The sequence below is a fragment of the Clostridium beijerinckii genome (assembly GCF_018223745.1).
GTDB classification, from domain to species: Bacteria; Bacillota; Clostridia; order Clostridiales; family Clostridiaceae; genus Clostridium; species Clostridium beijerinckii.
The window spans coordinates 1,913,066-1,926,383 of the sequence record NZ_CP073653.1 but is presented as its reverse complement, the minus strand read 5'-3'; the positions used below and the strand labels follow the sequence as shown (position 1 = coordinate 1,926,383).

11 protein-coding genes and 1 pseudogene are annotated in these 13,318 nt (G+C 27.3%); 3 read left to right on the top strand and 9 right to left on the bottom strand.

The features are described from left to right. Positions 1-298: 298 nt before the first annotated feature. Positions 299-894: pseudogene (locus KEC93_RS08850) on the bottom strand (FMN-dependent NADH-azoreductase). A 363-nt stretch (positions 895-1,257) separates the two neighbouring features. On the opposite strand from KEC93_RS08850, the gene KEC93_RS08845 reads away from it, so the two are divergent. Both KEC93_RS08845 and KEC93_RS08840 read left to right on the top strand, forming a co-directional pair. Continuing rightward, entirely contained in the window at positions 1,258-1,746 is a 489-nt protein-coding gene (locus tag KEC93_RS08845; protein ID WP_011969060.1) for an RNA polymerase sigma factor, read from the top strand. Then, entirely contained in the window at positions 1,739-3,142 is a 1,404-nt protein-coding gene (locus KEC93_RS08840) for a hypothetical protein (protein ID WP_077869464.1), read from the top strand. The genes KEC93_RS08845 and KEC93_RS08840 overlap by 8 nt, the downstream gene beginning before the upstream one ends. A 103-nt stretch (positions 3,143-3,245) precedes the next feature. Here KEC93_RS08840 and KEC93_RS08835 read toward each other — a convergent pair whose 3' ends face one another. Beyond that, a complete protein-coding gene (locus KEC93_RS08835) occupies positions 3,246-4,478 on the bottom strand; it encodes a hypothetical protein (RefSeq protein ID WP_077869465.1) in 1,233 nt (410 codons plus the stop codon). A gap of 491 nt (positions 4,479-4,969) precedes the next feature. Between KEC93_RS08835 and KEC93_RS08830 the strand changes: the two genes are divergently transcribed. Then, positions 4,970-5,272 (top strand): hypothetical protein, encoded by a 303-nt coding sequence (locus KEC93_RS08830; protein ID WP_017208926.1) that lies wholly within the window; start codon positions 4,970-4,972, stop codon positions 5,270-5,272. 174 nt (positions 5,273-5,446) lie between these two features. On the opposite strand, the gene KEC93_RS08825 is transcribed toward KEC93_RS08830, so the two are convergent. The 7 genes from KEC93_RS08825 to KEC93_RS08795 form a co-directional block, all read right to left on the bottom strand. Further along, positions 5,447-6,961: a sensor histidine kinase gene (locus KEC93_RS08825; protein WP_077868100.1), complete on the bottom strand. Its 1,515-nt coding sequence runs from the start codon at positions 6,959-6,961 to the stop codon at positions 5,447-5,449. A 2-nt stretch (positions 6,962-6,963) separates the two neighbouring features. Continuing rightward, entirely contained in the window at positions 6,964-7,641 is a 678-nt protein-coding gene (locus KEC93_RS08820) for a response regulator (protein ID WP_017208924.1), read from the bottom strand. A gap of 148 nt (positions 7,642-7,789) precedes the next feature. Then, positions 7,790-8,296 (bottom strand): NUDIX hydrolase, encoded by a 507-nt coding sequence (locus tag KEC93_RS08815; protein WP_041895770.1) that lies wholly within the window; start codon positions 8,294-8,296, stop codon positions 7,790-7,792. A 255-nt stretch (positions 8,297-8,551) separates the two neighbouring features. Further along, positions 8,552-9,775, bottom strand: coding sequence for a macrolide family glycosyltransferase (locus KEC93_RS08810; RefSeq protein WP_077868099.1), 1,224 nt, complete (start codon positions 9,773-9,775; stop codon positions 8,552-8,554). 158 nt (positions 9,776-9,933) lie between these two features. Further along, complete coding sequence (locus tag KEC93_RS08805; protein WP_011969052.1) at positions 9,934-10,386, bottom strand: hypothetical protein; 453 nt, start codon at positions 10,384-10,386, stop codon at positions 9,934-9,936. A 181-nt stretch (positions 10,387-10,567) separates the two neighbouring features. Further along, a complete protein-coding gene (gene galU, locus KEC93_RS08800; protein WP_039770524.1) occupies positions 10,568-11,458 on the bottom strand; it encodes a UTP--glucose-1-phosphate uridylyltransferase GalU in 891 nt (296 codons plus the stop codon). Then, positions 11,455-13,206: a glycosyltransferase 87 family protein gene (locus KEC93_RS08795; protein ID WP_077868098.1), complete on the bottom strand. Its 1,752-nt coding sequence runs from the start codon at positions 13,204-13,206 to the stop codon at positions 11,455-11,457. Before KEC93_RS08795 ends, galU begins: the two co-directional genes overlap by 4 nt. Positions 13,207-13,318: the final 112 nt, after the last annotated feature.

Sequence of the window (13,318 nt, the reverse complement as noted above, 5' to 3'; positions counted from 1 at the left end):
CTCCGTCGTATAACATATTTCTCTCTGCATTTAATCTTAATAGAATAATTTGCAGCTTATTAGATCTTTAAATATAGATTTATTATTGTAACATATATAATTTAGTTTAATAGTTACCAAATTATTTTACAATATAGAAAATGCATTAAAATTCATGATTACTACATAAAAAGATTTGTTTATAATTTATGAAAATTTTCTAACATTTACATATAAAAATAACCGGATAAATAAAATTAATCATTATTAACTAGTTAATTTAATAGCTAATAATGATTAATAAATAATATTATTAAATTTAGAAATTCTTGGCAGTTTCCTTTGCTTTATCTATAGCTTCTTCTAGTATTTTATCAACATTTTCTCCTTGTACATCTAATTTCTCAGCTGAAATAGTTGTAATGTCTTTTATTCCAAAAAAGCCTAGTATACTTCTTAAATAGATACCATCAAGCTCATATGGTGTTTCAGCATATGAGCCACCTCTTGCCGCAATATATACAGCCTTTTTATTTTCTAAAAGTCCTACAGCTCCTTCTTGTGTGTATTTAAACGCAATTCCTACTACACTTATATAATCAACATATGCCTTTAATATCGCCGGAACACTTAAATTCCACATTGGTGCTGCTATCACATATTTATCAGCTTCTGCAAATTGATATGCATACTTAAGTGTTGGATGATTTTTACTTTCCTCATTTTTAGGTCCAAATACTGTATCTAAATCCTTACTTCTTAAGAAATCTATATCTTCTTTATACAAATCTAATGTAATAATTTCATCATCAGGATTATTTTTTTTTATTCATCTATAAATACATCCGAAATTTTAAAAGTTCTTGATTTTCCTTCTGGTTTTGCATTTGCTTTAATATATAATACTTTGTTCATGTATCTATCTCCCTTACTATATTATTCATATATAAGTTTGCACAGCTTTTTTATTTCTATTACTAAAAACTGATAGTTTTCTTTTACATTGATTTCTCCCTATCAGTTGCTAGACTATATTTCAGAAAAAGTGCTTTTATATTATATGTTATTTAGTTTAATGACAGACATATATTAAAATATTATTTTTCGAATTTTGATTGATTAAATTATTAATATCTTTTAAAGTATTCTATATACAATTATTACTCTTATATACTTATTCTAATAGATTGAAATTCATCATAAACTAAGAAAATTATTGTCGTTTGCAAAATTTTGTTGTTATAAATCGTATTAAGTATTGGAGGGGGTAAAAATCAAATGGATGAGTTGGACAATAACAAAGGTTACATTCATTACTTAATAGAAACGTATTCCGATATGCTGATTCGAATTTCGTATTCATATATGAAAAATTTAAGTGATGCCGAAGACATAACCCAAGAGGTTTTTATAAAACTACTTGAAAAACGACCAGATTTTAAGAACGGAACACATGAGAAATCCTGGTTAATTAGAGTTGCTATAAACTTAAGTAAAGATAAATTAAAGTCTTCTTATTTTAAAAATACTACATCATTAGAAGATGATTTTGTTGATACAACTCAGGAGGATACTGATGTAATCCAAGCAGTACTTAGCCTGCCAGTAAAATATAGAAGTATCGTTTTTTTATATTATTATGAGAATTATAGTATTTCTGAAATTTCTAATATTTTAAACATAAAGGAATCTACTGTAGGTTCACAACTTAGCAGAGGACGAAAATTGCTAAAATCTATACTAAAGGAGGATTTTGAATATGAATAAAATTAAGAGCTCTTTTTCCAAAATAAAAGCAAGTGAAGAATTTAAAGACAAGCTAAAAATGGAATTGCTAAATAATACTTCACAATTAGGGAAAAAAACAACTGTAAATTATTATCCATTTGGATTAAAAGTTGCTGCTGTATTATTAATATTTTTAGGCACTGCTAGTTTTAAGCTAATTATAAACAATACATATAAACCAGAAAATATAGATGCAGGAAATACGACGTATGTCTCAAAAGATGAAGTAGATAAATTCACTAATGATAATTCAATTTCTTCTCCTGTTTCTAACAAAAATGATAACCATGCTATTGATAATAGTAAATCAAATGTAAAAGCTGAAAACTCTGCTGGTATAAAAAATAGTTCAAATTCTCATGATAATTCGCCAAGTACTAACAATAAGTATAACAATAATAATAATAGTAGTAATAATAAAGTTAAATATTCTAAAGAGACACCTTCAGGAAATACTAACACTAATAAAAATATAGCATCAGTTTCACAAAATTCTGATGATAATAATTTAACACCTTCAAACGATATAAATTCATCACAATATGCAACGACTTCAAACACTACTAATGATAATTCTAACAAGAACGGGGCTTTGTCCCTTAATTCAACCTTGAGAAGTTTTAGTTCGAATGCAGTATACATTCCAAAATTCCAAATACCAAATATTCAAGAAAAAACCAAATCCACAAAAATGGTTCCGTTAATTATTTACAATGGAAATGTATATCTCAAATCCCCTATATCGATAGATTCAAAAAGCTCAAAAAATATTTTAGGAAGAAAAATCGGTACTACAATGGGTGCATTAAATGAGATTAATCCTATGAATACCTATTCTAAAAATATCATTTCTAATATAGGCACTACTGATGTATATGCTGTAAACGGATATGATGAGGATTTTAGAATAATGACTAATGTAACTTTAAGTGATGGGACAAATTCCCCCGAAATTTATGAGTGCCTTAATGGAATTACAATAACTACTGGCAATGACTTTTTCGGAAAACTTAATCTCCCGGGAAATATCGTGAATGCCAGAGTTCAAATTCAAACATTTAGTAATTCGAATAGTGAAAAAGAGAACTTTTATACAGCTAGTGATCTTAGTTTTCTTAATTCTTTTGTTCGAGAACTAGACAATTCAACTCCATATCTACCAGAAAATATAGAGAATTCTTTAGATGATTATAAAAATAATGATAAATGTAAAAAGATATTTTTGGATTTAAAAGATGGTAGTAAAAATATTCCTTTTACGATATTAAGGAATGGTTATATATACTATGGAGAATATCCTACAATCTACTTTAAAATTAGTACTAACTTTATAAATAAAATTTGGAGTACTCCCTCTATAATTGACGCTAATTAATCTGTGAATAAAAAAATAGTAGGGTCTGTCTGTTATATTCCCTACTATTTTTATAAAAGTCTTCTTAACATAATATATTTATCAATATTCTATTTAAATAACTCTATTCTAGTGGCTTTGAATTCATAAATTCTTTAACAATTCCATCACAATTTTCAATATTCACAAAAAATATTACACTATAATATATGTTATTTTCTTTCCAGATATAATTAACCTGAGGCACGATACCTTCTTGTGAACGTTTAAATACTTGATTATTTTCAATTCTTAATTCTTCAACTTTCTTCTCTACGTTTCTTTCTTCATTAATTTTAATATACTTATTTCTCATTATTTCATCATAAACTGATGAATTCACAGACTGACTAAATGTTATCGAACCATTTTTGTTTGAATAAAGATTATTTATTTCATAGCATGTTTTTTCTTTGTTATTATTCAAATCTCCAACTAACCTAGCAGTGGAGTTAGTTATACTTATATCATTACTAATTCTAATTGGAAATTTAGGATCAAATCCGAGAGCATTTTTTGCTTCTTCTATATCTTCTCTATCATAAATGTTCATTTCTATATTTCCATCATTAAGATTCTTTATACAATAATTTGAATCTTTTGTGTCCTCAGGATATTTTAACGATTTCACTATATTTTTTATATCATCACTTGAAAGTTCTAATGAGTTATTACTACTCTTTTCGCTTTTAGACTCCGATTTATATTCCACACTATACCATAATCCATCATCTTTCCATGAAAAATAATTATTAACAGCTTTTATTTCACTTAATTGGTTTTCCATAGCTTTTTTTACCGGAAATGTGGTTGTTAAAATAACACTTAATCCGTTTATATCTCCTACTTTCATTGGTTGCTTGGAGATTTCCACCTGAGAATTTTCTAATGCCTTAGATTTCCCATTTTCTATCACTTTTAATGATTCTGAAGGATCTTGTTCCGATATTTGTAACGAATATATTCCATCTTTATTTCCGTAAACTATTTCTAAAACGTTATCTTTATCAGAAATCCTTTTTAATTGAAGCTCTTGAACTTTGTAGCCATCTGGAAAAAAATCTGGAATTTTAAATCTAAAGTCCGATACCTGCTCCACTCTTTCTATGTCATTATAAAATTTTATAGGTGCATCAATAATAAATTTATGTTGTTCCTTCATCTTATCCATGTTATTTGAACCTATTTCATAAAGACTATTTTCTTGCGTAGCTTTAGCAACTATAAAATTTGTAAAAAATACTGCTGTTATTGCAATGCAACTTAGAATAAATCTTGTTAATTTATTATTATATCTATTTCCCAACACCTTCCCCATTGTATTCCTCCTTTTATTCATTATTGTTTTCCTTTTAGCTATGCATATTTTAAATCATTCCAATATTCTAAGAGTATGGAACCAGACACTTCTTAATCGTAAATAATTTATAGAAATTATTTATAAAGAAATTGAGTTGTCCTTTAGCTTCTTATGATATAATTATTGTAATAATTTTACAATAATTATATCATAACTTTTGGTTTATTAAATTTGTTTTTTTAAAACATTTTTCCTTATTTTATAAACATTTAAGCTCAATTTTCACTTATTTCTTTATCATTATTGTCTCTCAGCGTATAAGTAAATATTAAGGATAATAACTATTCTCTAGTAGAATACACTTATAAAAGAATATAATTACTCTAATGTAATAAAGAACTATTTGTCTATTTATTTCTCCCATATTATAATTAGGTATAAAAATATCTATTATTAGAGCTTAAATACCTAAATAACTAAATTATTTTCGTGGAGGATGATAAAATAATATGATAGATTTACTTTATAAATTATTGCCTATGGTATTCTTACTAATACTGAGTCAAGCTATCTATTTAAAGTTCGATGAAAAATACAAATTTACAGATATAATAAATTCAAAAATTAAAGTTCAACAAAAATGGAAACAATCTATTTGTATACTCTTTTTAGCGATTTCTTTATTATTTATTGCCGCTATTGGTATTTATGTGATTGAAATTCCTACAATTGTTTACTCTATGTTATGTGGTGTTTTAACTGGTACAAGCATTGGTATTTCGAACAAAATAAAAATTAAAAATAGTTTATAATATGTATTTTCTAAAAAATTTAGTTCATTGAAACTTATCTTAGGCTATTAATCTATATAAACTAAATAATTTTATAATGAATAAATTATCTTATTGAAAACTTATATATAAATTAGGGAGCTGCCGCTAACAGATTTTAATCTGATATCCACAACTCCCTTTGTATTTTTATTTTTAATTTTCTGCCGAATTTAAATCTATCTTATCAATTTCAAACCAAAAGTTAACTCCACCTTCAGTGTTTTCCACTCCATAAGCATTACTATGAAGATCTGCTATTGCCTTTACTATAGATAAGCCTAAGCCATAACCCCCATAAGATCTTGTCCTAGCTTTATCTACTTTATAAAAACTATTCCATATCTTATCCAAATATTCATCTGGTATATGCTTTCCTGTATTAAATACATTTATTCTTATTTTATCTTTAACACTAATCTTAGTTATCCCAATAATCTTATTATTGTCTACATGATTAATTGCATTATTAATGTAGTTTGTAAGTATTTGCTCTATACGAGTCATATCTCCATATACAATCACGCTTTCTCCGGGTTCAAATCTGATTTCTATGCTTTTTTCTTCGAAAGTTGATTTATATCTATTAAGTACATATTCTATTAGTGATACTAAATTAAATTCTGTTTTTTCTATATGAAAATAACCAGATTCAATTTGTGATAAGTTTAATAAATCTCTTACTAATTTGTTCATTTTATCAGTTTCATTCATAATAACATCACAGTAAAATTTCCTATCTTCATCGCTTTCTGTAACATTGCTTACAAGACCTTCCGCATAGCCTTGTATTACTGATAGCGGAGTTCTTAACTCATGAGAAACACTTGAGATAAATTCTTTTCTCATTTCATCTATTTTTCTTTCCTTCTCTATATCTTCTTCTAATTTCTTATTCTTTATATTCAATTCCGTAATTGCCCGACTTAGCTCTCCAGATAGATAATTAACGCTTTGTCCAAGCTGCCCGATTTCATCTTTTCCATTTATGCTGCATTTTTTACTAAAATTGAATTTAGACATATTCTGCGCTATGCTGTTTAATTCTAGTATTGGTTTTGTAAATCTTTTTGAAAACCAAAATGCCCATAAGCTCCCTAAAAGTATAATTACTCCTCCAATAATTAATATAAATCTATTTGCAATATCAACACTTTCACTTATTGAGACTAATGGAACTCTTATAGCAAGGATGTCACCATTACTTATTTTGGTTACAAGAGTTAGAAAGTCTATTTTAAGTTGAACATCTCTTCTATTTTCAAATGTATACTTGCCCTCACTATATGTATTGTTAATCTTATCATTTTGAACATCAGAATCTGGTGGTGGCTCCATATTAGGTTTAAATTTATTTCCCATATTATCAACTATATTTTTTTCATTTGGCAGTCGTCTTGAAGATTTATATATTAGCTTACCATCTTTATCTCTAATATCAATACTACCACCTACTATATTAGCGGTCCTATCCAATTCATCTTGAATGTCATTTGGATCTCCGGTGTACATATCAACTAAATGCTTTGCATTATTTTCAAGCATATTTTCTTTATTCTTAATATAGTATTGCTGAAGATATAAGTTATTTAATACCCATAAAGCAGAGATAAAAAAAACTAGCAATAAAGTTATAGATAAAAAAAGTTTTGATCTTACTGACTTACTCATACCTATTCCTCAAATCTATAGCCGTAACCACGTACTGTTTGTATATAATCACTTTTTCTATCTAACTTTATTCTTAATCTATTTATATGTGTATCCACTGTCCTTAAATCTCCATAATAATCGTATCCCCATACCTTATCTAATATTTGTTCTCTACTTAATGCTTTTCCATAATTTTCAGAAAGATAAATCAATAGTTCATATTCCTTAGGACTTAAATCAACAACTTCTCCATCTATAACTACTTGATGAGCACTATGGTCTATTGTCAATCCATTAAAATCTTTGAGTTCTTTACCTTTATCTTCTGAATTTGCCCTTCTCAGAACAGCATTAACTCTCGCGATTAGTATATTAGGACTAAAAGGTTTTGATATATATTCATCAGCTCCAATATCTAATCCAAAAACTTCATCAAATTCCTCACCTCTTGCAGTTAGCATAATAATCGGAACTTTAGATTTCTTTCTTATCTCTCTGCATACAGTAAACCCATCATATTCTGGCAGCATTACATCAAGAATTATTAAATCTATATTTTCCTCACTAGAAAACAAATTCATAGCTTTCTTTCCATCATCAGCCTCAATTGTTACATATCCTTGTTTTTTTAAAAAATCTGTTACGAGTTTTCTTATTAATGGTTCATCATCAACAACTAATATCCTTTTCCCCTTCATTATATCCCTCCACAAAAATATCAATCATTCTTATTGTAGCTAATTTTTGTTACAAACATGTCACAGATCATTCTTATATCTTAAAATAAACAAATATTAAGATATGCATTATAAATTTTCTTGTCTTATTTAATATAACTAACTGTCTCTAATATTCACTAACTTTATCCTTAACTAGCGATAGCATATCATAAATTTCTGGATATTCAAATAATTCTCCAGATAAAAGCATATTATTAAATTCTTCTATAGATACAAATTTCACGTTACTAACCTCTTCCTTTTGAAGGATTAATTTCGATAATTCAACATTCTTATATACAAAATATATATCCCAAATAGAATTTTCGCGAAATATTCTACGAATAAAATTTAATTCATCTTTTTCAATAGATAATCCAATCTCTTCCTTAACTTCTCTTAAAGCCCCTTCCGCTGTGTTCTCTCCACTAACCATACATCCTGTAGTTAGCCCCCACATATTAGGAAGTACATCCTTGTTACTTGACCTTTGTTGAATTAATATTTTGCTGCTGTTATTAATTATCCACACTTCAGTTGCTAAATAATATTCACCATCTTCTAACTTTTCGGACCGTTCTTTTCTTACTCCAGTTTTATATCCTTTATTATTGTATATATCTCTTAATTCCATATTGCATCTCCTATTTAATTAATATAAAGTTGATAATCAATTATATATAGCTTTATTTCTTTTTGAAATATTATAATAAATATACTATCATAAATTATAATATTATATTTCATTTGATGCGAATTTCTTCCATATAAATTATAAATTTTTAAAATAAATATCGCATAATTCAAATGAATTTGCGATATTCTAGCACCTTATGTTTATATACAATAAATCTAAGCTAATTAAATTTGGCTTATCAATAGCTAAATACTATTTCATAGAATCTTTTAGCTTTATTATTTCATCAACTCCAACTTTATATCCTCCTGATTCCCTTAAGGATTCACCTATCTTCTCACTGTTAATCTTAAAGTTATCATCTGATAGTATTTCAGCTACACATTTATTTAGTACTTCCGGTGTAACTCTATTTTTTTCTATGACAATTCCTGCGCCAAGTTCAGCCACCCTATTAGCCACAAAAGGTTGATCAACCGATTGAGGTATTAAAATTAACGGTATGTTAAAGTATAAACCTTCATTTGTACTATTCATACCACCATGAGTGATAAATACATCTGCATATTTTAATACTTCTAATTGTGGTACATAGTTACGAACTATAAAGTTTGATGGGATATTTTTAAATATGCTTATATCAATTTTTCTGCCTACAGACATAATAACTTTTACATTCATATTGCAAAAAGCTTTAAAGCAACACTCATAGAATTCAATAGAATTATTGAATATAGTTCCTAGCGATATATAAATTACCTTCTTATCCTCATTATTTGATAAATCAAAGTCGATACTTTCTTTTCTATCTATTACTGATGACCCAATAAATTTATAACTTTCATCAAAACTTTCGCTATATGGTTGAAAGTACTTAGATGTATATACAATATTAAGCATTCCTTTCTTTCCAGATCTATCTACCATACTAGGAAACTTTATATTATACTTCTCTTGTAATTCATTTACAAAGTCCACATAATTATGACTGCTTAGAATTTCTTTAATCTTTGGTTTAGCTCCTTCCATCTTTAACTTAAATTCTTGTGAGATTGGTAGATCTAACAAACTTTTTATTATTTTTTCATTTATTGCAAAAATGCTACTAGAAGAAATTGTTGGTATATTTAATACTCTTCCCACTTCTTCACCTAATACAAACGAAGAATCGTAAATAATATAATCAAATTTTTTATCTAATTTGAAGATCTCTTCGATTATTTCTTTAAAAGTATTAAGGGCATTCAATAGTTTTTCATTAGTTTCTAAATTTAAACTACTCGTAATTAAACTAGATAAATCAAATAAATTTTTATGCCCAATAAACTTAGCACCTGTTTTTTCTATTTTATCTCTAAACTCTTCTCCTGCTATATATGTAACATCTTCTCCTCTATTTATGAGCTCCCTAACTATTCCTATAGTTGGATTAACATGTCCGTGACCTAACATATTTACAAATAAAGCTTTTGACATTTTTTTCACTCCTTTGCCCTTATATATTTATATTAATGATTCGCAAATATTTGTTTTTTGCAAGACTTTAAATATTAATTTTATATTATCTAATGTTTATTTAAAAAATCCACGTATTACTAAAAAGTAATCCATGGATTTTTGTTTTTAAGAAAGATTTAAAACCGCTTATTGGGTTGGATTTGATATGCTGCCATGCTTATATTTTGGCAATACTCCGCATCAAAGTCTGGTACATCCCAATCTATTTCAGATTTATGAAATACTCCTTCATTGTGACTACCTTTTTCTATATATACTTCTCCATCCTGTATTATTGTAACTGGCATCAAGCTTCCAAACTTTACAGCTACTGGACCCTGTATAGTTTCATCGCTCATTTGCATAAATTTTCTATCCTTAGGAATAAAAATTCCGTCACATTGCCAATCACTAGGAATAGTTTCTCCTGAGTGGAGAACATACCACGAATTATCATAGTTTCCTCCATCTGTTTCTCTTCTTGGTCCATATACAATAATAGTTTCAGATGTTGAATTCGTTATTATAGCATTCTGATCCTTATGTTCTAACTTTTTTTTAGTCGCAATAGTCATAGTTGAACTACTCATATTTCTCCTACTTTTATTACTTTTTATCTTACGTTACTAATATACCCAACATTAATTAACTATACTCATACTATAAATTTGTTTTTCCTAACTATTGATATATTCATTTATTTATAAAATGCTTTTATACAAACGGAGAAAATTATATAAAGTTTGCATCATATAGACAATGTATTACGTTTTAATGAATCAAATCTAGATTAGCACTTCTGTCTCTTAAATCTGACAAGTAAGTTATAAAATCATCCCTTAAATCGTCGCGTTTTAAAGTAAATTCTATATTAGCTTGAAGGTATCCTAACTTATCACCAACATCATACCTTTTTCCTTCAAAACAATAAGCATATACTGCTTCTTGTCTTGTTAATTCTTTTAGCGCATCTGTCAATTGAATTTCTCCTGATTTTCCTGGTTTGGTACTCTCAAGTATATCAAATATATCTGGCGTTATTATATATCTACCTAAAATAGCTATGTTAGATGGTGCCTCTTCAATTTTAGGCTTTTCCACCATATCACTAACCTTATAAAGTCCTTCATCAATCTCTATCCCTTTTATTATTCCATATTTCGTTATATTACATTCTGAGATTTCTTGAACTCCTAATACTGAAGTCTTATATTTATCGTAGCAATTTATCAATTGTTTTAAGCATGGAACTTCATTATCAACTATATCATCACCAAGCATTACTGCAAAAGGTTCATTTCCAACAAAATTTTTAGCATGACTTATTGCATCTCCAAGTCCTTTGGGCTCTTTTTGACGTGTATAGTAAATATCTACCATATTAGATATACTTTGTACCATCTTAAGCAACTCGTCTTTTTTACTGTTCTCAAGCTCATCTTCAAGCTCTACAGATTTATCAAAATGATCTTCTATAGCCCGTTTATTTCTCCCTGTTATTATAAGTATTTCCTCAATGCCAGATTCAACGGCTTCTTCTACTATATATTGGATAGTAGGTTTATCTACTATAGGTAACATTTCTTTTGGTTGAGCTTTAGTTGCTGGCAAAAACCTAGTTCCAAGGCCAGCTGCAGGTATTACAGCTTTTCTTACGTTCATAACAATTCACTCTCCTTATTATCAATTTTTAAAGAAAATTTTTTAACAGTGTTATCTATAATAACTTTTACTAAATATAAAACTAATATTACATTAAATAATGAAGTTACTTTCAATAAAACCTCAAAAACTGATGTGTTTGTTTTGAATAAAACCGTGGATATGTTGATATAGCTAGTAATACTAAACCCGATAGCCATTATAAAAAATCTCCTGTCTTTTGAATATATAAATGCTAAAATTGATAATGCTACCGCTGGAAATAAATATCTTTCGTGCATTCCAACCGAAAACGTAAATATTCCTGCAATTTGAAGTAAGGACACTGCCGAAATATACTTTCTATCATTCCCTTTTATATATAAAATCCATCCAATTAAAGTTGTTAGAATTATAAACATAATTCCAATTGTATGATAGCTAAATATAAAAAATGTAGTATTACCATTTTTATAATTTGCTCCCACTAAACCAAAAAAATTGAACGCATTTACAGAAGCATATGGATATTCTGATATTGTCTTTAAGTAAAGATTAAAAATCCAAATTGGACTTTGTTCGTTTAATGAAAAAGGAATTATAATTACAATTATAGTTGCTACTGCTGAAACTGCAGCATATATAAAATTTCTAATTTTTCTTTGTCTAACTAATTCAAAAAAAAGTACTGGAAGAAATATAATTCCCTGTGGTTTCATAAGTACAGATAATGCAAACAGTACTGATGAAAATACATATTTTTTTTCATATAACAGATATATCGAAATAACAATAAGTAATGTAAATAAAGAATCAACTTGTCCCCAAAATGTGGAATCTATAAAAATTACTGGATTAAAGATGTAAAATATAGCTAAAAAAATACTAGTTACTATATTTAAAAACCTTTTCCCAATTCTATATATAAAATAAGCTGTCGCAACATCTGCTATTATAGATGGAATTTTAAGTAATAATATATAATACGAATTAAACACTTGTATATTTGCAATTCTTCCTATGCAACCTAATATGTATATATATACAGGTGGATAATCGGCTTGTCTAGCATTAGCATAAAATTGTGAAAAACCATTTGCCGCAGTTTCTGCCCAATTTTTAAATAAATTAATATCATTATGTCCATTTACAAGTGTAGAAGCTGAGATTCTCAGAAAAATTCCTGTAAATATTAATATAATTATCATGAATTTTTCATCTTTATAATTAAATTTTATATTTTTTCGTTTAATTAAACAGTAAGCGCTACATGATCCAATTAAAAATAATACTGAATATATAGTGATACTTAAAAGATATCTATCATCCACTCCCCCTCTTTGAATATTGCCATTTACCTCCCCTTGCTTAGCATTTTTATTGTTTCCTCTTTGTTTACTATTAGATCCAAATTTAGTATCACGACCCCCATTTATCCCTACATTTCCATCTTGCTGTGATTTATCATTCATTCCTTTCTCAATAGAATCAGCATTTCGTGAACCTATTCCATTCGGACCATATTGGCTATTATCACTTTTTATCTCATTATTTTCTAAATTAGATCCACTATTGTTTAATGAAGGTATATTATCTGGTAAATTTTCGCCATCTCTTATATTTAATATTTTTTTTAATCCACCACTTTGTTCCATAACATTAATACTTTTATAGTTTCTTACCGCATAAATACTAGAAAACATTGATACTAATAATATAAAAATCAAACCTATTCTAAATATATACTTCTTAAAGTTTACTTCATTCATCACTATTGTTTCCTTTCACAATATATAAATATATGTTGCAATTAAGTTTCTATATTCTAGCCTTAATCGATTATTTGCTTTGCGAGAATTTTAATTTTAGATTTATTATTGG